At 60.7% G+C, this 20,175-nt stretch carries 17 protein-coding genes; 2 read left to right on the top strand and 15 right to left on the bottom strand.

Annotated elements, in window-relative coordinates; translation table 11 throughout:
• The gene (gene gspD / locus IEG05_RS13745; protein ID WP_041014209.1) at positions 1-1,938 is read left to right on the top strand and encodes a type II secretion system secretin GspD; all 1,938 of its coding nucleotides are present in this window, start codon (positions 1-3) and stop codon (positions 1,936-1,938) included.
• A 68-nt stretch (positions 1,939-2,006) separates the two neighbouring features.
• Here gspD and IEG05_RS13740 read toward each other — a convergent pair whose 3' ends face one another.
• The 14 genes from IEG05_RS13740 to leuC form a co-directional block, all read right to left on the bottom strand.
• The gene (locus IEG05_RS13740; protein WP_014820547.1) at positions 2,007-3,218 is read right to left on the bottom strand and encodes an O-succinylhomoserine sulfhydrylase; all 1,212 of its coding nucleotides are present in this window, start codon (positions 3,216-3,218) and stop codon (positions 2,007-2,009) included.
• A 48-nt stretch (positions 3,219-3,266) separates the two neighbouring features.
• Positions 3,267-4,772 carry an amidophosphoribosyltransferase gene (gene purF / locus IEG05_RS13735; protein WP_041014211.1) on the bottom strand — a complete coding sequence of 502 codons (1,506 nt, stop codon included), beginning with the start codon at positions 4,770-4,772 and terminating at the stop codon, positions 3,267-3,269.
• A gap of 71 nt (positions 4,773-4,843) precedes the next feature.
• Entirely contained in the window at positions 4,844-5,389 is a 546-nt protein-coding gene (locus IEG05_RS13730) for a CvpA family protein (protein WP_014820548.1), read from the bottom strand.
• A 98-nt stretch (positions 5,390-5,487) separates the two neighbouring features.
• Positions 5,488-6,108 (bottom strand): SPOR domain-containing protein, encoded by a 621-nt coding sequence (locus IEG05_RS13725; protein WP_191122225.1) that lies wholly within the window; start codon positions 6,106-6,108, stop codon positions 5,488-5,490.
• Positions 6,109-7,395, bottom strand: a complete 1,287-nt coding sequence (gene folC, locus IEG05_RS13720) for a bifunctional tetrahydrofolate synthase/dihydrofolate synthase (RefSeq protein ID WP_191122224.1) — start codon at positions 7,393-7,395, stop codon at positions 6,109-6,111. It lies immediately after the preceding gene.
• On the bottom strand, positions 7,392-8,285 hold the full coding sequence (gene accD, locus IEG05_RS13715; protein ID WP_014820551.1) for an acetyl-CoA carboxylase, carboxyltransferase subunit beta: 894 nt from the start codon (positions 8,283-8,285) through the stop codon (positions 7,392-7,394). Before accD ends, folC begins: the two co-directional genes overlap by 4 nt.
• Before the next feature lie 203 nt (positions 8,286-8,488).
• Positions 8,489-9,112 (bottom strand): phosphoribosylanthranilate isomerase, encoded by a 624-nt coding sequence (locus IEG05_RS13710; RefSeq protein WP_014820552.1) that lies wholly within the window; start codon positions 9,110-9,112, stop codon positions 8,489-8,491.
• Between the two features lie 89 nt (positions 9,113-9,201).
• The gene (gene truA, locus IEG05_RS13705) at positions 9,202-10,062 is read right to left on the bottom strand and encodes a tRNA pseudouridine(38-40) synthase TruA (RefSeq protein ID WP_046620617.1); all 861 of its coding nucleotides are present in this window, start codon (positions 10,060-10,062) and stop codon (positions 9,202-9,204) included.
• A 2-nt stretch (positions 10,063-10,064) separates the two neighbouring features.
• Entirely contained in the window at positions 10,065-12,815 is a 2,751-nt protein-coding gene (locus IEG05_RS13700; RefSeq protein ID WP_191122223.1) for a motility hub landmark protein FimV, read from the bottom strand.
• A 144-nt stretch (positions 12,816-12,959) separates the two neighbouring features.
• Positions 12,960-13,970 (bottom strand): aspartate-semialdehyde dehydrogenase, encoded by a 1,011-nt coding sequence (locus tag IEG05_RS13695; protein ID WP_046620612.1) that lies wholly within the window; start codon positions 13,968-13,970, stop codon positions 12,960-12,962.
• Positions 13,971-14,105: 135 nt separating this feature from the next.
• A complete protein-coding gene (gene asd, locus IEG05_RS13690; RefSeq protein WP_046620609.1) occupies positions 14,106-15,218 on the bottom strand; it encodes an aspartate-semialdehyde dehydrogenase in 1,113 nt (370 codons plus the stop codon).
• A gap of 54 nt (positions 15,219-15,272) precedes the next feature.
• The gene (leuB, locus tag IEG05_RS13685) at positions 15,273-16,355 is read right to left on the bottom strand and encodes a 3-isopropylmalate dehydrogenase (protein WP_014820557.1); all 1,083 of its coding nucleotides are present in this window, start codon (positions 16,353-16,355) and stop codon (positions 15,273-15,275) included.
• Positions 16,356-16,451: 96 nt separating this feature from the next.
• Entirely contained in the window at positions 16,452-17,099 is a 648-nt protein-coding gene (gene leuD / locus IEG05_RS13680) for a 3-isopropylmalate dehydratase small subunit (protein ID WP_191122222.1), read from the bottom strand.
• Positions 17,100-17,110: 11 nt separating this feature from the next.
• The gene (gene leuC, locus IEG05_RS13675) at positions 17,111-18,538 is read right to left on the bottom strand and encodes a 3-isopropylmalate dehydratase large subunit (RefSeq protein ID WP_102819812.1); all 1,428 of its coding nucleotides are present in this window, start codon (positions 18,536-18,538) and stop codon (positions 17,111-17,113) included.
• Between the two features lie 153 nt (positions 18,539-18,691).
• Here leuC and IEG05_RS13670 point away from each other — a divergent pair, with 153 nt between their 5' ends.
• Entirely contained in the window at positions 18,692-19,567 is an 876-nt protein-coding gene (locus IEG05_RS13670) for a LysR family transcriptional regulator (protein WP_125898230.1), read from the top strand.
• A gap of 57 nt (positions 19,568-19,624) precedes the next feature.
• On the opposite strand, the gene IEG05_RS13665 is transcribed toward IEG05_RS13670, so the two are convergent.
• Positions 19,625-20,071: an Hsp20 family protein gene (locus IEG05_RS13665; RefSeq protein ID WP_014820560.1), complete on the bottom strand. Its 447-nt coding sequence runs from the start codon at positions 20,069-20,071 to the stop codon at positions 19,625-19,627.
• Positions 20,072-20,175 lie beyond the last annotated feature (104 nt).

The raw sequence follows: 20,175 nt of genomic DNA, 5'->3' as shown, positions 1-20,175 counted from the left end.
ATGCCGAAGCCTTTTTCGCGCCCGTTGCTTGCCCTGCTCGCCACCGGCCTGCTGGCCGCCCCTCTGCCTTTGCTTGCCGTCGAACCCGGTATCGAGCCAAGCCCCAATCAACAGGACGGCTGGACCATCAATCTCAAGGACGCGGATATCCGCGCCTTCATCGATCAGATCAGCCAGCTCAGCGGACAGACGTTCATCGTCGATCCGCGAGTGAAGGGGCAAGTCAGCGTGGTATCCAATGCCACGCTGTCGCTGAGCGAGGTGTATCAGCTGTTCCTCTCGGTCATGGCGACGCACGGGTTCAGCGTGCTGACCCAGGGCGATGTCGCTCGAGTAGTTCCGAATGCAGAGGCCAAGGCCGAAGCGGGCAGCGGGCCTACCGGCGGCGACCAATTGGAAACACGGGTGATCCAGGTGCAGCACACTTCCGCGGCCGAACTGATACCCCTGATCCGCCCGCTTGTCCCGCAGTTCGGCCATCTTGCTGCGGTGTCGTCGGCCAATGCACTGATCATCAGTGATCGCAGCGCCAATATCGCGCGCATTGAGGACCTGGTGCGCCAGCTCGATCGTGCTGAGAGCAACGATTACGCCGTGCTCAATCTGCAGCACGGCTGGGCGATGGATATCGCTGAAGTGCTGCGCAACTCGCTGATGCGCGGTGATGCGAAAACCACCTCCGGCGTGCAGATCATCGCCGATTCACGCACCAACCGATTGATCTTCATTGGCCCCAGCGAAGCCCGAGGCAAGCTGGCGGCACTGGCCCAATCGCTCGACACGCCAACCACGCGTTCGGCCAACACGCGCGTTATCCGTTTGCGCCACAACGATGCGAAATCCCTGGCCGAGACCCTGGGTGATATTTCCGAAGGTCTGAAAAACCCCGAAAGCGGCGAATCCGCCACCTCTGCCCGGCCGCAAAACATCCTGATCCGCGCCGACGAAAGCTTGAACGCGCTGGTCCTTCTCGCTGATCCAGAGCTGATCGGCACTCTGGAAAGCATCGTTCGCCAGCTGGATGTTCCCCGTGCGCAGGTCATGGTAGAAGCGGCTATCGTCGAGGTTTCCGGCGACATCACTGACGCCCTCGGCGTGCAATGGGCGGTCGACGCGCGCGGAGGCACTGGTGGAGCCGGTGGCGTCAGCTTTGGAAACACCGGTATTTCGGTCGGCAGCGTTCTCAATGCCATCAACGAGAACGAGATCCCGGAAAACCTGCCCGACGGCGCGATCATCGGCGTTGGAACTCGCAGTTTCGGCGCGCTGATTACCGCACTGTCGTCCAACAGCAAGAGCAATCTGCTGTCGACGCCAAGCCTGCTGACGCTGGATAACCAGGAAGCCGAGATTCTTGTCGGCCAGAACGTCCCGTTCCAGACGGGCTCCTACACCACCGATGCGGCGGGCGCGAACAACCCCTTCACCACCATCGAGCGCCAGGACATCGGGGTGACCCTCAAGGTGACTCCGCACATCAACGAAGGCGCCACGCTACGCCTGCAGATCGAGCAGGAGATCTCCTCGATCGCGCCCAGCGCCAGCCTGACGGCCCAGGCGGTGGACCTGGTGACCAACAAGCGCGCCATAAAAAGCACCATCCTCGCCGAAGATGGCCAGGTCATCGTACTTGGCGGCCTGATCCAGGACGACGTCACCCGCACCAACGCCAAGGTGCCGCTACTCGGAGACATTCCGTTTCTGGGTGCCCTATTCCGCTCGACTCAGGAAACCCACGTCAAACGCAACCTGATGGTGTTTCTGCGACCTACGGTCATTCGCGACCGTGCCGGCCTGGCGGCACTTTCCGGGAAGAAATACAGCGATATTCGGGTCATCGAAACGGATTCGGCCAGCCCCAGCATCCTGCCGGCGAATCCCGCGCAGCTGTTCGACGGACGGGGCGAGCCCGCACCGGCTATCGATCTGCGTCAGTGAAAAAAGGACACAAGCGTTCGTGCCCGACCTGCTTGCGCAGGCCGGGCACGGCATCCTGATGAGTTGGTCTAGAGCGCTGCGAGACCGCGAGCCAGATCGGCCTTGAGGTCAGCAACATCTTCCAGCCCCACCGCTACCCGAATCAGACTGTCCGAAATGCCTGCGGTCGCGCGATCCTCGGCGGACAGCCGACCATGAGTGGTCGAGCCAGGATGGGTAATGGTGGTCTTGCTATCGCCCAAATTGGCCGTAATCGAGATCAGTCGAGTCGCATCGATGAAGCGCCACGCGGCCTCCTTGCCTCCAGCAACCTCGAAGCTCACCACCGCACCGAACCCCTTCTGCTGACGCTTGGCCAGCTCGTGCTGTGGATGACTGGACAAACCCGCATAGTAGACGCGCTGGATACCGGGCTGCTGCTCGAGCCATTCGGCAAGCTCCTGAGCGCTGGCACAGTGCGCCTGCATGCGCAGCCGCAACGTTTCCAGTCCCTTGAGGAAGACCCAGGCATTGAACGGACTGAGCGTCGGGCCGGCGGTACGCAGAAATCCGACCAGTTCCTTCATCTGCTCGCTGCGACCTGCAATCACACCGCCCAGGCAACGGCCCTGGCCATCGATGTACTTGGTCGCGGAATGAATGACGATATCGGCACCCAGGGCCAGCGGCTGCTGCAATACCGGTGTGCAGAAGCAGTTGTCGACGGCCAACATCGCGCCCTTGGCGTGGCAAAGCTGCGCCAGTGCGGCGATGTCCACCAACTCTGCCAAGGGATTGGATGGCGATTCGACGAACACCAGCTTGGTGTTCTCCTTGAACGCGGACTCCCAGGCGGCAAAATCGGTGAGCGGCACATAGTCGACCTGCACACCGAAACGCTTGAAGTACTTCTCGAACAAGGAAACGGTGGCGCCGAATACGCTGCGCGAGACCAGCACGTGATCGCCTGCCGAGCACAGGCTCATCACGGTGGCGAGGATGGCCGCCATGCCGGACGCCGTGGCGACCGCCTGCTCTGCGCCCTCGAGCGCCGCCATACGCTCTTCGAACGCACGAACGGTGGGATTGGTGTAACGCGAATAGACATTGCCCGGCACGTCACCGGCGAAGCGCGCCGCCGCATCGGCGGCACTGCGAAACACGTAACTGGAAGTGAAGAACAGCGGCTCACCGTGTTCGGCTTCTGGTGTACGCCGTTGCCCGGCGCGTACCGCAAGCGTATCGAGCCCGACGCCTTGAAGATCGCTGTCCAGCCGTCCGGCATCCCATTCAGTCGTCATAGCTCTTACCTCGGCCGCGGGCAGCCGAAGCTGCCACGCCGGCATGAATCAGTTGTTGTAGAGATCGATGATGGCGCTGACCGCGTTCGTCTTGACCTTGCTCAGATCATTGCGCGCCTGCTCGATCTTGTGCAGATAGGCTTCGTCGATATCACCGGTGATGTAATTGCCGTCGAAAACTGCACAGTCAAAGTTGTCGATCTTGACTTTGCCGCCACCAACGGCGTCGACAAGGTCTTCCAGATCCTGGTAGATCAGCCAATCGGCACCGATCAGCTCGGCGACCTCTTCGGTGGTGCGGTTGTGCGCGATCAGCTCGTGCGCACTGGGCATGTCGATGCCATACACGTTCGGATAGCGGACCGCCGGCGCAGCGGAACAGAAGTAGACGTTCTTCGCCCCTGCCTCGCGCGCCATCTGAATGATCTGCTTGCAGGTGGTGCCGCGCACGATGGAGTCATCCACCAGCATCACGTTCTTGCCACGAAACTCGAGATCGATGGCATTGAGCTTTTGCCGTACCGATTTCTTCCGCGCGGCCTGGCCGGGCATGATGAAGGTGCGACCGATGTAGCGGTTCTTGACGAAGCCTTCGCGGAACTTCACACCGAGGCGATTGGCCAGCTCCAGCGCAGCGGTACGGCTGGTGTCGGGAATCGGGATGACCACGTCGATATCGTGCTCTGGACGCTCGCGCAGGATCTTGTCCGCCAGCTTCTCACCCATGCGCAGCCGAGCCTTGTAAACCGAGACACCATCCATCAGGGAGTCGGAACGCGCCAGGTAAACGTACTCGAAGATGCAGGGTGCGAGTTTCGGCGCATCCGCGCACTGGCGCGTGAAGAGCTTGCCGTCAGCCGTGATGTAAACCGCTTCGCCCGGCGCCAGGTCGCGAATCAGGGTAAAGCCGAGTACGTCGAGCGATACGCTTTCGGAGGCGATCATGTACTCGACGCCTTCGTCGGTATGGCGCTGACCGAACACGATCGGGCGAATCGCATTGGGGTCGCGGAAGCCGACGATGCCGTAACCGGTGACCATCGCCACTACCGCGTAGCCACCGCGGCAGCGCTCGTGAACCTTGCTCACCGCGGCGAAGACGTCCTCCTCGGTCGGCTGCAGCTTACCGCGCACGGCAAGTTCGTGGGCGAACACGTTGAGCAGCACTTCCGAGTCGGAGCTGGTATTCACATGGCGCAGATCCGACTCGTAGATCTCCTTGGTCAGCTGATCGACATTGGTCAGGTTGCCGTTGTGCGCCAGGGTAATGCCGTAAGGCGAGTTGACGTAGAACGGCTGTGCCTCGGCGGAACTGGAGCTCCCCGCGGTGGGGTAACGGATGTGGCCAATCCCCATGTTGCCGACCAGGCGCTGCATATGGCGCTGCTGAAAGACGTCGCGAACCAGGCCGTTATCCTTGCGCAGAAACAGCCGGCCGTCATGGCTCGTGACGATACCGGCTGCATCCTGGCCGCGGTGCTGCAGTACGGTAAGCGCGTCATACAGCGCCTGATTGACGTTCGACTTACCGACGATGCCGACAATGCCACACATGCAAGGAACCTCTCAGTTATTACAGGCAGACCGGATACGACGGCAGGCCGAGCATCCGTAGAAAAAGGGACTCAACCGGGCGGGTTGAGTGATCCGGCGAACCACTGGCCGCTGAACCCTAGAATGAGGTTCTTTGACCAGTCGGCGATCAGGAGAAAGTGCGGCAATAACGTCGACTCGCGCCACCAGAGGTCCTGCTCGACCGGCGCCAGGCTCAGCAACCCTGCAAGCACCACCACCAATAGACCACCCCGTGCCGCACCAAACACCATGCCGAGAAAGCGATCGGTGCCGGACAAACCCGTCACTCTGATCAGCTCGCCGATCAGAAAATTAACCAGTGCTCCTACCAGCAAAGTAGCCACGAACAGCAACGCGCAGGCTGCGATGACTTGCGCCGAAGGCGTGCTGATGTATTCCGCGAGATGGTGGGACAACGCACCACCGAACATCCATGCGACCACACCGGCAACGATCCAGGTAACCAGCGAAAGCGCTTCTTTCACGAAACCACGCTTCAAGCTGATCAGGCTCGATACTGCAATGACGGCGATGATGGCCCAATCGACCCAGGTGAATGCCACGATGTCTTCTGCAATGGGGAAAAGGCGGCGCATTTTAGCAGAGCAGGAGCGCCAGGAATACGCGCTGACTACCCGACGGCAACTCCGCAGCCGGGGCCTGTCGTCAGTACCCCGGCCAGCGCTTCAACGATTCAGCTGCCTTCTGGCTTGAAACGAACGACGAAGCCATCGAGTTTCTGCTGGCGCTGCAACACATCGCGAAGCCGATTCGCTTCGCTGCGCTCCACCAGCGGTCCGACGAAGACGCGATTCATACCATCCGCAGTGCGGATGTAGGCGTTGTAGCCCTGCGAACGCAAGGTCTGCTGCAGGCTTTCGGCGCTGGCGCGATTGGACAGGCTGGCGAGTTGGATCGACCAGCTGACCGGCAGGTTGTCGTTATCGAGCCGTGGCTCGACTTTCGCCACCTGCGGTTGTTCCACCGGCGGCTGCGCAGCTGGCGCAGGCTCGCTCGGAGCGACCGGCACGATCGGCTCCGAAGCCTGCTCACCGACGGGTGATGGCGCTTCTGCCTCGGCACCTTCCTCGATGATCTCGAAACCTTCAGGCTCAGACGCCGGCTCTGGCACTTCGACCTCCTGCATCTCGATTTCAGCCGGTGCCGGTGCAGCAGGGATGGTGGGCGCATCGACGGTGACGTGGCGCAGATCGTCCTCACGATTGAACAGCATCGGCACGAATATGACCGCCAGCGCAATCAACACGAGAGCGCCAACCATACGCTGCAGCAATCCCTTATCCAGCATCGCCATTCAACTCTCCCCCGCCCGTTGTTCCAGCCAGTCAAGCGCCGCCGCCACGCAGTAGAACGATCCGAAAACCACTACTTCATCATCGGCTTCGGCCTTCGCGCATTGAGCATCGAGCGCCTGCTCGAAGCTGGCATACTGGCTGACCGACGCGCCCCGCTCAAGCAGCGCTGCAGCCAATTGTGTAGCTGATTGCGTTCGCGGCGTAGGCAGTGGAGCGACGGCCCAATCAGCGATGCACGAGGACATCGCTTCGAGCACACCGTTGAGATCCTTATCCGCCAGCAGACCAAAAACAGCCAAGCGACGACCATCTACTGGCCGCTGCTCAAGGCGTCGCGCGAGGTAGCTTGCAGCATGAGGATTATGTCCAACGTCCAGCAACAGCGCGATCTCGCGGCCGCGCCAGCTGATCTGCCGACTATCGAGGCGCCCTACAACGCGTGTCCGCTGAAGCGCCGCGGACAACGCCGCCGGCTCCCATGGCAAGGCAAGCGTGGCATAGGCTTGCAGGGCAAGTGCAGCATTCTCCATCGGCAATGACAGCAGCGGCAGGTCCTGCAGCTCCAACGGCTCGCCGCCAGGCCCGACGCCCCGCCAATGCCAGGAGTGGGGATCAAGCGCCAGGTCGAAATCTCTTCCGCGCAGAAACAGCGGTGATTTCAGGGACTCTGCGTGCTCAAGCAATGGCCCCGGAACATCCAGATCGCCACAAAGCGCGGGAACTCCGTCGCGCATGATCCCGGCTTTTTCATACGCAACGCTGTCGCGGGTATCACCCAGCCAATCTGCATGATCGAGTCCGATATTGGTGATCACCGCCAGATCCGCGTCAATGACGTTGACGGCATCGAGACGACCACCAAGACCGACTTCCAGTACCACGGCGTCGAGCCCGCTCTGCTCGAACAGCCAGAAGGCTGCAAGCGTGCCCATTTCGAAATAGGTCAGCGAAACCTCGCCTCGCGCCGCCTCCACTGCGGAAAAGGCCTGGCAAAGCTGGTCATTGCTGGCCTGGTGCCCGTCGAACTGAACGCGCTCGTTGTAACGCAGAAGATGCGGCGAGCTGTAGCTACCGACCTTGTACCCCTGACTGCTCAACAGAGCAGCGATGAACGCGCAGGTAGAGCCTTTGCCATTCGTACCCGTGACGGTAATCACCAGCGGAGCCGGCCGTGTCAGGCCAAGCCGCCCCACCACCGCTCGGACCCTGTCCAGGCCCATGTCTATGGCAGTGGGATGCAGCTGCTCGAGATAGGCGAGCCAGTCGGCCAGACTCCGACCGGTCATGCAGTAGCCGTGACCTGGGCGGGTTCCACCGGGCTTGGCAATTTCTGCATCTGGGCCAGCAAGCGCGACAAGCGAGTACGCAGTTCGGAGCGATGAATGATCAGATCGATAGCACCATGGTCCAGCAGGAACTCGCTGCGCTGGAAGCCTTCCGGCAGTTTTTCTCGTACGGTCTGCTCGATCACTCGCGGGCCGGCGAAGCCGATCAATGCCTTGGGCTCGGCGACGATCACATCACCAAGCATCGCCAGACTCGCAGACACACCTCCGTAGACCGGATCGGTCAGTACGGAGATAAACGGCAGGCCCTCTTCACGCATGCGGGCCAGCACGGCGGAAGTCTTTGCCATCTGCATCAGGGAGATCAGAGCCTCCTGCATCCGGGCACCGCCTGACGCGGAGAAGCACACCAGCGGGCAACGCTTTTCAAGAGCAACATTGGCGGCCCGCACGAAACGCTCGCCAACGATTGCTCCCATGGAGCCACCCATGAACGAGAATTCGAATGCACAAGCCACGACCGGGATGTTGACGACCTTTCCGCTCATTGCGATCAGCGCATCTTTCTCGCCGGTCTGCTTCTGTGCTGCAGAGAGGCGATCCTTGTACTTCTTGCTATCACGGAACTTCAGGCGGTCGACCGGCTCCAGCTCGGCAGCGATCTCTTCGCGGCCCTCGGCATCGAGGAAGATATCGAGCCGGCTACGGGCATCGATGCGCATGTGATGCTGGCACTTGGGGCAAACATCGAGCGTCTTTTCCAGCTCAGGGCGGTATAGAACCGCCTCGCAAGAGGGGCACTTGTGCCAAAGGCCTTCGGGGACCGAGCTCTTTTGCGTCTCCGACCGCATGATCGAAGGGATCAGTTTGTCTACCAGCCAGTTGCTCATGCTCTTGTTCTCCAAAGCTTCAGTCCCGAGCGCACTCGCGCTGCAGGCAGATTCATTGTTGCGACCACGCGTATCAGGCGCTCTTTGTCGCGTGAGCGATGCACCTATCGGCGCAGCCGCGAAACTCCGACTCCTTCAGGCAAGGAATCACGCTACTGGTCTCACCAGCGACTCGTTACTGGACGGCAAAGGCTGCCCAGGCGTCACATAGCCGATCGAACCCGACCGACAAAGGCCATCACCTTGGAAGCATCCTTGACGCCCTTGCTCGCCTCCACCCCGCCGCTGACATCCACTGCGTACGGACGAACCTGGGCAATGGCTTGCTGAACGTTCTCGGCGGTCAGTCCACCTGCCAGAATCAGCGGCTTGGCCAGCGCCGCCGGGATCAGCGACCAATCGAAGCGTTCGCCCGTCCCACCCGGCACCCCTGCCACGAAAGTATCCAAAAGGATGCCGCTGGCATTCGCATAACGCGCAACTTGAGCCTCGATATCCTCGCCGTTCCCTACCCGTAGCGCCTTGAACCACGGCCGATGAAACCCCTCGCACTGTGCCGGTGTTTCATCGCCGTGAAACTGCAGCATGTCCAGCGGAACGGCGTCGAGTATCTCGTTGATCTCGCAGCGGCTGGCGTTGACGAACAGGCCTACCGTCGTGACAAACGGTGGCAATGCCGCGACGATCTCACGTGCCTGCCGCACATCGACGGCACGCGGACTCTTGGCATAGAAAACCAGGCCGATGGCATCGGCGCCCGCCTTGGCTGCTGTCAAGGCGTCGTCGACGCGAGTGATCCCGCATATTTTGCTACGAACGACTGACAACGGATGCTACCTGCCAAAAAGGAAACCGGATGGTAACAAAAGACCTACCACCTGCAAGCGAATAGGCAAAACGGCTCCTGCCTAATTCATTAGCGACGAACGTCCGGCAAACCCGACAGGAAGTGCGGACCGAGATAGCGCTTCGGCAGCTCGAACTCTTCGGGATAATCGACTTCGATGAGATAGAGCCCGTACGGGTGCGCTGTCACTCCGCCCGTTCGGCGCACACGAGACTCCAGCACTTGCGCTGCCCATTCCACTGGCCGCTCACCCGCACCAATGGTCATCAGAACGCCAGCGAAGTTGCGCACCATATGATGCAGAAAGGCATTGGCCCGAACATCCATGACGATCAGCCGGCCGTGCTCCAGCAGCTCCAGGTGATGAATGGTTTTGATCGGCGACTTGGCCTGACACTGCCTGGCCCGGAAGGCACTGAAATCATGTGTTCCCACGAACGCCGTGGCAGCGGCACGCATACGCTCGATATCGAGTGGGCGATGGTTCCAGGTAACCTCTTCGGCCATGTGCGCCGGCCGTATCTGATCGTTGTAGATCACATAGCGATAACGGCGAGCCATCGCGCTGAATCGCGCATCGAAATGACGCGGCATCTCCTTCGCCCAGGTGACGCTGATGTCGGATGGCAGGTTCATGTTCGCGCCCATCACCCATGCGTGCATGGTTCGCGAGACCGGCGTGTCGAAGTGCACGACCTGCCCGCTGGCATGGACCAATGCGTCTGTGCGACCTGCACAGCTCAGCGTGACGGAGTGACCACCCGCCACTTTGGTCAACGCAGTTTCGAGTGATTCCTGAATGGATGGCACACCGGCGCGCTGACGCTGAAATCCGCGATAGCGCGATCCCTTGTATTCGACGCCAAGCGCGATCCTGGAAACGCCGACGGCAGCCATTTCGGCTGCCGTTTGGGGTACTGCTTGGGTCATGATCAGGCTAGTTTGGCGAGCATTTCTCGCGCCTCTTGCTGCTGGACATCGCTACCCTCGGAAATCACTTCATCTAGGATGTCGCGTGCACCTTCAGCGTCGCCCATGTCGATATAGGCTCTGGCGAGATCCAGCTTGGTGGTAGTTTCGTCGGTGTCGGAGAAGAAATCGAAGTCGTCCTCCCCACCGCCGTCGGCGTCAGTCGTAGCCAAGTTGTCAGCAGGAGCAGTGGCCGGCTCCTCCAGTTCCTTGGACAGATCATCCAGATCAGCCTCCACCTCGTTCAGCTTGTCGGCAAAGGTTTCCGGTTGCGCCTCAAACTCGGGCTCATCCAGCGAAATATCGAACCCTTCGGGCAAATCGTCGCTCGGATTCGCTACAGGCTCCGACAGTTCGAAATCGAGATCATCACTTTCAAACGCAGCAGGACCTTCAACCGGCTCCTCGTCGAGATTGAGCGAAAACTCTGTGGGGGCTTGCTCCATTCCTTTGTCGCTGTCCAGATCGAACGAGAAATCGGAAAGATCGTCCTGCTCGGCCTCTTGCGCAGACTTATCTTCTGCGAGATCGAAGGAGAAATCGCTGGCTGCAGGCGAGGCCTCACGCTCGGTAACCGGCTCATCCAGCGTCAGGTCGTCGAAGTCCAAAGAGTCGTCCGCAGGTGCAGCCGGACGCTCCTCGTTCAGATCGATGTCCAGGTCATCGAGGCTAAGGTCGAATGCATCGTCCAGATCCTGCCCTGCCGCCGGCGCGGCCGGCTCGTCGAGCTGCAGATCATCAAGGTCGAGGCTGTCCATGTCCATATGAGTGGCGGCGACAGCTGCCGAGCCTCCGATCGCCGCGGCCATGGCGGGATACTTGTACTTTAGCTGCTCGACTTCGGTGGTAGCGCCGCCGATTTCACGTAGCTCAGCTTCTTCACGGACGAAGCCATCGCGATTGCCAAGCTCCGCATACACTTCCATCAGCTTCAGCCGCAGATCGCTCCGCTGAGGCTCGTCATTAAGGGCGTTTTGTAGCAGTTCTGCAGCCTGATTGAAGCGGCCGTAAGCGATGTAGATGTCCGCCTCGGCTAATGCATCACCTGTAGTGGAAGTCAGCTCATCCGACGCAGCCGGAGCGTCGGCATGGAAGGAAGTCGGTTCAAGTTGATGCTCCTGTCCCAAATCGACGTACGCGGGCGATTCCACTCGCAGATCGTCAACCGTGTCATCCGCCATCAGACTTTCCTGCAGCTCCGCCTCTTTCATCGCATTGCGGCGCGAAAGAGCCATCAGACCCAGCAGCAACAGCAACAGGGCACTACCGCCGACGACACCGAGCAGCAAAGTGTTGGACAGCAGATCGTCAATCAGGCTCTTGGGCTCAGGCTCAACAACAGGTGCGACCGGTTTCGCTGGGCTGGCTGGCTTTGCAGCAGGCTTGGACGCCGCAGACTGCTCGGCCGGTGCCGGAGCAACGACTGGAGCAGGTTCCTGCCGGGTATCAACAGCAGAATCAGCCTGGGTGTCACCGTCAGCGCGGGCCGGCTCTTGCGTGCTACCTTCAGTTGCCTGGGGCTCTGTTTTTGCGGCAGCAGGCTGGCTGGCGTTGGCGTCCAGCGCCGGGGCCTGGCCTTCGGCACCGACCTGGGCCTGCAGCTTGGCAAGCTGGTCATCCTTGAGCTGCATAAGCCGTTGCAGCTTTTCCAGCTGCCCCTGTAGATCATTCAGACGATCCTTGAGGTCGTCGTTCTCACGACGGCTGGAGTCCAGACTCTCCTGGGTCACCGCCAGCTTGTCGCGCAAGGCCTGACCGCCTTCGGCAGACCCGGTGTCGGAGCCGGCAGTTTCCTTGCCCGCATCAGCCGCCACCAGGCGGAGGCTGTCACGAGACTCGCTACGCGACGGTGCTGCTCCAGCTTCAGTACGACGGGTCGCGTCCAGTTGGCGAGCGCCTGCAACCGCGCCACCACTACCCTGTCGCCATGCCGCGTTCTGCTCCGCGACCTGAGCGATCGCTTCGGCCTGAGAGCGGGTCGATATCTGCTCGGCATCCGGCAAACGAAGTACCTGTCCGCTCTTCATCCGGTTGATATTGCCGCCAATGAAAGCATCAGGATTGAGATCCTGAATAGCCAGCATCGCCTGATGAACCGTTCCATTGCGACGATTACGCTCCGCGATCTCCCAGAGAGTATCGCGCGCGGAAGTCTTGTATTCGCTACCACCGCTCTGCGGGGCGCTTACCGGCTGAACTGGGGTCGAGCGCGTTGTAGACGGACGAGCTGGCGCAGAGCGTACTGGCTCTACTGTTCGGGACGGAGCGGAAATGGGCAACTGCGGTGCTGCGGCCGCTGCCGTTTCCGGTGAATAGAGTGGCGGATCGAGCAGCAGGGTGTACTCACGGAGCAGGCGCCCACTGGGCCAGAGCACCTCAACGAGAAAATTGAGATAGGGTTCGCGTACCGGCTTGCTGGACGAAACCTGAATGACGCTCTTTCCGTTCGGACGCAGTACTGGAGTGAATTTCAGGTCCGTCAGAAAGTACTGGCGATCAATACCGGCGCGATTGAATTCTTCGAGCGAGGCCAATACCGGGATCACCTCCCCGGGCGCCAGGCTGTTTGCATCCAGCAGCTCGATTTCCGCGATCAGCGGTTGATTCAATGACGACTGAAGCGTGACCTCTCCCAACCCAAGCGCGTGGGCCATTTCTGTAGTCAGCGCGGTAGCAGCCGCGATTGCCAGCACCAGATTGCGAACCCGAACCATTATTTAATCCCTTGTTTATCTTTTTCTCGAACTACGAGAGGGTCTTATGTCACTGCCCGCGCCACCTGGCGGTGGCTCCCCATCAGCGATAAGCCGTTCAGCGCATCGGCTAGAAATATTCTTTGAATTACCAGTAAGTATCTTTTACAGATAGTCTTTTATCAACAACTCACCAGACTGCACAGCGTTTAGTGCCGCGCCTTTTCGCACGTTATCAGACACAATCCACAAATTGACTTCCCGTGGATCGCAGATGCCTCGACGAAGTCTTCCAACATAGATCGCCTCCTGCCCGACTGCGTCACCAACCGCTGTCGGATAGTCATCCGACTCCACCAGCTCAACCCCTGGCGCCGCGTCGAGAGCCGCAGACAGCGCTGGCATATCGGCCTCGACGCCACCCTGCAACGAGACGATGAGGCTCTCTCCGAAGAACACCGGAGCTTGAACGAACGTAACAGAGACGGCGAGTTCAGGCATATCCAGGAGCTGACGAAGCTCTTCAACCAGACGCCGTTCCTGCGCTCCATATCCTTGCGCGTCGACCGCCTCGGCTTGTGCGAGCATATTGAAAGCCATCTGCCGGCCGAATATTCGGGGCTCCAAAGGGCGCGCATTGAGCAATTCGGATGTCTGCCGGGCAAGCTCCTTCACGCCCGCCGCACCACGACTTGATACCGGCAAACAGGCCGTAACAGTCACGCGATGCAAATCCAGCTGTTGCTGGATCGGCTTCAATGCGATGGCCAGAGCGACCGCTTCAGGCAGTGGACTGGCAATGGCGCGCTGATCGGGCAACGAATCGAGCAGCCCGCCGTTAACCTCTGGCACCACGCAAAGCTGCTGCTTGACGGGAATCGAGCCTGACAGATCGACGATTCGGCAGCCTGCCGCTACTGCCTTGACGTGACACTCGCTCACCAATTCCGAAGCACCGACCAGAAACACCAGCTGCGCCCGATTGAAGTCGAAGCGATCCGCCTCGCCAACACGCAGATTCCGCCCCTTGAATGGCACCGTGTGCCCGACATCCTCGCTATCACCCAACAGATGCAGCTCTGAAACCGGAAACGCACGCTCCTCGAGCACCTCGACAAGCGCTTCGCCTACCAGGCTGACCGAACCTACGACCGCAACACCGACACCTGTGGGCATCGTCACCTCCACGCGTTAAGGACCGGCACTGTAGCGAAATGGCAGACCACTGCAACCAGCGCCGCCGAGCGGCACATCGCATAAACGAAAACGCCGCGAACAAGTCGCGGCGTCTGGCACTTCATCGAGAGCGCATCAACGCTCCAGCAGGATACGCAGCATGCGCCGCAGCGGCTCCGCGGCGCCCCACAGCAGCTGGTCGCCCACGGTGAACGCGCCCAGGTAGTGCGAGCCCATGTTGAGCTTGCGCAGACGGCCGACCGGCACGCTTAGCGTTCCGGTGACTGCGGCCGGACTCAGCTCCTGCATGCTGGCATCACGATGATTCGGCACCAGCTTGACCCAGGGATTGTGCTGGCTGATCAGCCCTTCGATATCGGAGATCGGCACATCCTTGTTCAGCTTGATGGTCAGCGCCTGGCTGTGGCAACGCATGGCACCCACGCGCACGCAGATGCCGTCAACCGGGATCGGACTCTTGAATCGACCAAGGATCTTGTTGGTCTCAGCCTGCGCCTTCCACTCTTCGCGGCTCTGCCCATTCGGCAACTCCTTGTCGATGTAAGGAATCAGGCTGCCGGCCAGCGGCACGCCGAAATTGTCGACCGGGAATGCTTCGCTACGCTGGGTTTCAGCCACCTTACGGTCGATATCCAGGATCGCGCTGGAGGGATTGGCCAGATCATCGGCCACGGCCGCATTGATCGCACCCATCTGCTTGATCAGTTCGCGCATGTTCTGCGCGCCAGCACCGGAGGCTGCCTGATAGGTCATCGCGCTCATCCACTCGACCAGACCGGCTTCGAACAGACCGCCAAGGCCCATCAGCGCCAGGCTGACGGTGCAGTTGCCGCCGATGTAGTTCTTGGTGCCGGCATCCAGTTGCTGGTCGATCACGCGACGGTTCACCGGATCGAGCACGATCACCGCATCGTCCTGCATACGCAGCGAGGACGCCGCGTCGATCCAGTAGCCCTGCCAGCCCGCTTCACGCAGCTTAGGGAAGACTTCATTGGTGTAGTCGCCGCCCTGACAGGTCAGGATCACATCGAGGCCTTTCAGCTCGTCGATGCTGTAGGCGTCCTTCAGCGCAGCGGTTTCCTTGCCAATATCGGGGCCCTGGCCGCCGACATTGGAAGTGGTGAAGAACACGGGCTCGATCAGGTCGAAATCCCGCTCTTCCAGCATCCGCTGCATGAGCACGGAACCGACCATACCGCGCCAACCGATCAGACCTACACGTTTCATCGCAACTACACCTATAGAAAAAGTGGCCCGCGCAGATTAAGGCGGGCCAGAAGATTACAACTTCGCGAGGGCCGCGACTACTGCATCGCCCATCGCCTGAGTACCGACCTTGGTACAACCTTCCGACCAGATATCACCGGTACGCAGGCCCTGATCGAGCACATCACTCACCGCCTGCTCGATGGCATCGGCTGCCGCTACCTGATTGAAGCTGTAACGCAGCATCATCGAAACGGACAGGATGGTCGCCAACGGATTGGCGATGCCCTGGCCAGCGATATCCGGCGCTGAACCGTGGCACGGCTCGTACATGCCCTTGTTGCCCGCATCCAGCGAGGCGGACGGCAGCATGCCGATGGAACCGGTCAGCATCGATGCCTCGTCGGAGAGGATGTCGCCAAACATGTTGTCGGTGACGATCACGTCGAACTGCTTCGGTGCACGCACCAGCTGCATTGCCGCATTGTCGACGTACATGTGGCTCAGCTCGATCTCGGGATAGTCCTTGGCCACTTCCTCGACCACAGCACGCCACAGCTGGCTGGACGCCAGCACGTTGGCCTTGTCCACCGAACAGAGCTTCTTGTTGCGCACCATCGCCATGTCGAAGCCGACCTTGGCGATGCGACGGATTTCGCTTTCACTGTACGGCAGCGTGTCGTAGGCCATGCGCTCACCGTTCTCCAGCACCTTGCTTTCGCGCGGCTTGCCGAAATAAATGCCGCCGGTCAACTCGCGAACGATGAGGATATCCAGACCGGCCACGATCTCAGGCTTCAGCGACGAGGCATCGGCCAGTTGCGGGTAGAGCAGTGCCGGACGCAGGTTACCGAACAGCCCCAGCTCGGAGCGAATCTTCAGCAGACCGCGCTCGGGACGAATGGCCGGATCGATCTTGTCCCACTTCGGGCCTCCCACCGCGCCAAGCAGAATGGCATCGGCAGCACGTGCACGCGCAAGGGTTTCGTCGGCCAGCGGCACGCCATATTTGTCGACCGCTGCGCCACCCAACTCGTCATAGCTCAGCTCGAAGTCCAGCTGGAACTTGTCATTGGCCAGCTGCAGAACCTTGACCGCCTCGGCCATGATCTCCGGGCCGATACCATCACCGGGCAGAACCAGAATCTGTTTACTCATCACATTCCTCGATTTTCACTTGGGTGGACGCCGTTGTGTTCATCCACCGAAACCCTGCAAGTGGATGGATGACGCATCATCCACCCTGCCCTTATCTCACTTGATGGCGCCGAACAGCCATGGCTGGCTCCGCTGGTGACGGGTCTCGAACGCCTTGATCGCGTCCGTGTCTTGCAGCGTCAGGCCGATATCGTCGAGGCCGTTGAGCAGGCAGTGCTTGCGGAAGGCATCGACTTCAAAGTCGTACTGCTTGCCGTCCGGGCGTGTCACGACCTGCGCAGCGAGGTCCACGGTCAGCTGGTAGCCTTCGTTGGCTTCGGCCTGTGCGAACAGCTCATCGACTTCCTCTTCCTTCAGCACGATCGGCAGCAGGCCGTTCTTGAAGCTGTTGTTGTAGAAAATGTCGGCAAAGCTCGGCGCGATGATCGTACGGAAACCGTACTCCTCCAGAGCCCACGGCGCGTGCTCGCGAGAGGAGCCGCAGCCGAAGTTCTCGCGCGCCAGCAGCACGCTGGCGCCTTGGTAGCGCGGGAAGTTCAGCACGAAGTCCTTGTTCACCGGACGCTGCGAGCAATCCTGATTCGGCTGGCCGACGTCCAGGTAGCGCCACTCATCGAACAGATTAGGGCCAAAGCCGGTGCGCTTGATGGACTTGAGAAACTGCTTCGGGATGATCTGATCGGTATCGACGTTGGCACGATCCAGCGGACAGACCAGGCCGGTGTGTTGGGTAAAGGCTTTCATCCGTTATCTCCTCAGGCCTGGACCAGTTCGCGTACATCAATGAAATGGCCGGTTACCGCCGCAGCGGCCGCCATGGCCGGGCTGACCAAGTGTGTGCGTCCACCAGCGCCCTGACGCCCCTCGAAGTTGCGATTGGAAGTCGAGGCGCAATGCTCGCCGCTGCCCAGCTTGTCGGGGTTCATCGCCAGGCACATGGAGCAACCCGGCTCGCGCCACTCGAAGCCAGCCTCGACGAAGATCTTGTCCAACCCTTCAGCCTCGGCCTGCTGCTTCACCAGGCCGGAGCCCGGCACAACCATCGCCTGCTTCACGTTCGCCGCCACCTTGCGCCCTTTGGCGACCTCAGCCGCGGCACGCAGGTCCTCGATCCGCGAGTTGGTGCAGGAACCAATGAACACGCGATCCAGCTTGATATCGGTGATCGGCTGGTTGGCCGCCAGGCCCATGTACTTCAGCGCACGAACGATGGAATCGCGCTTGACCGGGTCGGCTTCGGCGGCGGGGTCCGGCACGCTCTGATCGACAGCCAGCACCATTTCCGGCGAAGTGCCCCAGCTGACCTGCGGCTTGATGTCCTCGGCCTTGAGCTCGACGACCGTGTCGAACACCGCGTCGCCATCGGAGACCAGACCTTTCCACAGCTCGACCGCCTTGTCCCAGTCGTCGCCCTTCGGCGCGAACGGACGCCCTTCGACGTAGGCGATGGTCTTTTCATCCACCGCCACCATGCCTACGCGGGCACCGGCTTCGATGGACATGTTGCAGATGGTCATGCGTCCTTCCATGGACAGATCGCGAATCGCGCTGCCGGCGAATTCCAGGGCATGGCCGTTACCACCAGCAGTGCCGATCTTGCCAATCACCGCCAGCACGATGTCCTTCGCGGTGACGCCGAACGGCAGCTTGCCTTCGACGCGCACCTGCATGTTCTTCATCTTCTTGGCGACCAGGCACTGGGTGGCGAGCACATGCTCGACCTCGGAGGTGCCGATGCCGTGGGCCAGCGCACCGAAGGCGCCGTGGGTGGAGGTGTGCGAGTCACCGCAAACCACGGTCATGCCCGGCAAAGTCGCGCCCTGCTCCGGGCCGATCACGTGGACGATGCCCTGACGCACGTCGTTCATCTTGAATTCGAGGATGCCGAAATCGTCGCAGTTCTCGTCCAGCGTCTGTACCTGGATGCGCGAGACCTCGTCGGCGATGGCTTCCAGGCCGCCCTGACGCTCGCCCTTGGTGGTCGGCACGTTGTGGTCCGGCGTGGCGATATTGGCGTCGATGCGCCATGGCTTGCGGTTGGCCAGACGCAGACCTTCGAACGCTTGTGGCGAAGTCACTTCATGCAGGATGTGGCGGTCGATGTAGATCAGCGACGAACCATCGTCGCGACGTTTCACCTCGTGCATTTCCCAGAGCTTGTCGTAGAGCGTCTTGCCGGCCATCGGACTTTTCCTCATCTGCTTTCTATGCGGGGCGAATAGCCCTTGCGCTTATGGGGACGATGCTAGGGACTTGCATTCAATTACTCAAATTCATATTTTTCATCCCAAGCATTCCCTACAGGAATCCGAATCATCAACGGATAGAGATCGTTCATGGACCTGGCCAACCTCAATGCCTTTATCGCCATCGCGGAAACGGGCAGCTTTTCCTTGGCCGCGGAGCGCCTGCATCTGACCCAGCCTGCAGTCAGCAAACGCATCGCCGCATTGGAATCGCAGCTGGACGTGCGACTGTTCGACCGGCTCGGCCGCGAGATTGGCCTGACCGAGGCAGGAAGAGCCCTGCTGCCGCGGGCCTATCAGATTTTGAATGTACTGGACGACACCCGCCGCGCCTTGACCAACCTCAACGGCGACATTGGCGGCCGGCTGAGCCTGGCGACCAGCCATCACATCGGCCTGCACCGCCTGCCGCCCTTGCTACGCGCGTTTACCCGCGCTTATCCGCAGGTCAGCCTGGATATTCGCTTTCTCGATTCGGAAGTCGCCTACGACGAAGTGCTGCATGGCCGCGCCGAACTGGCGGTCATCACCCTGGCGCCGCAGACTGCCGAGCCGGTCCGGGCAATGAAGGTATGGGACGACCCGCTGGATTTCGTTGTCGCGCCCGAGCACCCGCTGGCTGGCAAGGCGGATATTCGCCTTGCCGATGTCGCCGGCCATCCTGCCGTTTTTCCCGGCGGCAACACCTTCACTCATCACATCGCCCAGCGACTGTTCGAGCGTGAGGGCCTGACGCCCAATATCACCATGAGCACCAACTATATGGAGACCATCAAGATGATGGTCTCCATCGGGATTGCCTGGAGCGTGCTACCGCGCAGCATGCTCGACGAACAGGTAGTCAGCCTGCCTCTGCCGGGCATTCAGCTGACCCGGCAACTTGGCTACATCCTGCACAGGGAACGCACCCTGTCCAATGCGGCCAGAGCCTTCATGGCGCTGCTGGATGCTGAACGCGGTGACTGACCAAACGAGACAACTACAAAAAAGGGCGCCCTATGGCGCCCTTCTCTTCCTTGCAGATCAACCCTCCAGCGCGGGTCGCTGATCGGCATTGATCGGGATGCGCTTGGGCTTGGCCTCTTCCGGCACCACGCGCACCAGGTCGATGTTGAGCAGGCCACTGTTCAGCGCAGCGCCCTGCACCTCGATGTGGTCGGCCAGCCGGAACGACAACTTGAACGCCCGCTGAGCGATTCCCTGATGCAGATAGGTGACATTCTCGGTCTCGCTTTCGCGCCGCCCGCCACTGATGGTCAGCACGCTGCGCTCGACCTGCAGATCGAGGTCGGACTCCTCGAAGCCGGCGGCTGCGACCACGATTCGATACTGGTCGTCACCGTGCTTCTCGATGTTATAGGGTGGATAAGAGCTGCCGGTTTCGTTGCGCAGGGCGGACTCGAACAGGTCATTGAAACGATCGAAGCCCACGGATTGCCGGAACAGAGGGGCCATGGGGAACGAACTCATGATAAACCTCCTGAAATCAGCGAGTTGAAACAGGCGGGACCCGCCTTCGGCATCCCGCTGATCCGCTAGATAGGAACCGTTCTGCAGATTTCAAGGCACAGAAA

This window comes from Stutzerimonas kunmingensis, assembly GCF_014764705.1.
GTDB lineage: Bacteria > Pseudomonadota > Gammaproteobacteria > Pseudomonadales > Pseudomonadaceae > Stutzerimonas.
This window is presented reverse-complemented; position numbering and strand designations above follow the sequence as displayed.

Excerpts from the sequence above, each read along its gene's own strand:
- IEG05_RS13670 (WP_125898230.1), top strand. The coding sequence starts at position 18,692 with ATGGACCTGGCCAACCTCAATGCCTTTATCGCCATCGCGGAAACGGGC.
- IEG05_RS13730 (WP_014820548.1), bottom strand. The coding sequence starts at position 5,389 with ATGCGCCGCCTTTTCCCCATTGCAGAAGACATCGTGGCATTCACCTGG.
- leuB (WP_014820557.1), bottom strand. The coding sequence starts at position 16,355 with ATGAGTAAACAGATTCTGGTTCTGCCCGGTGATGGTATCGGCCCGGAG.
- purF (WP_041014211.1), bottom strand. The coding sequence starts at position 4,772 with ATGTGTGGCATTGTCGGCATCGTCGGTAAGTCGAACGTCAATCAGGCG.
- leuC (WP_102819812.1), bottom strand. The coding sequence starts at position 18,538 with ATGGCCGGCAAGACGCTCTACGACAAGCTCTGGGAAATGCACGAGGTG.
- leuD (WP_191122222.1), bottom strand. The coding sequence starts at position 17,099 with ATGAAAGCCTTTACCCAACACACCGGCCTGGTCTGTCCGCTGGATCGT.
- gspD (WP_041014209.1), top strand. The coding sequence starts at position 1 with ATGCCGAAGCCTTTTTCGCGCCCGTTGCTTGCCCTGCTCGCCACCGGC.
- IEG05_RS13695 (WP_046620612.1), bottom strand. The coding sequence starts at position 13,970 with ATGCCCACAGGTGTCGGTGTTGCGGTCGTAGGTTCGGTCAGCCTGGTA.
- accD (WP_014820551.1), bottom strand. The coding sequence starts at position 8,285 with ATGAGCAACTGGCTGGTAGACAAACTGATCCCTTCGATCATGCGGTCG.
- IEG05_RS13700 (WP_191122223.1), bottom strand. The coding sequence starts at position 12,815 with ATGGTTCGGGTTCGCAATCTGGTGCTGGCAATCGCGGCTGCTACCGCG.
- asd (WP_046620609.1), bottom strand. The coding sequence starts at position 15,218 with ATGAAACGTGTAGGTCTGATCGGTTGGCGCGGTATGGTCGGTTCCGTG.
- folC (WP_191122224.1), bottom strand. The coding sequence starts at position 7,395 with ATGACCGGTCGGAGTCTGGCCGACTGGCTCGCCTATCTCGAGCAGCTG.
- IEG05_RS13725 (WP_191122225.1), bottom strand. The coding sequence starts at position 6,108 with ATGGCGATGCTGGATAAGGGATTGCTGCAGCGTATGGTTGGCGCTCTC.
- IEG05_RS13665 (WP_014820560.1), bottom strand. The coding sequence starts at position 20,071 with ATGAGTTCGTTCCCCATGGCCCCTCTGTTCCGGCAATCCGTGGGCTTC.
- truA (WP_046620617.1), bottom strand. The coding sequence starts at position 10,062 with ATGACCCAAGCAGTACCCCAAACGGCAGCCGAAATGGCTGCCGTCGGC.
- IEG05_RS13740 (WP_014820547.1), bottom strand. The coding sequence starts at position 3,218 with ATGACGACTGAATGGGATGCCGGACGGCTGGACAGCGATCTTCAAGGC.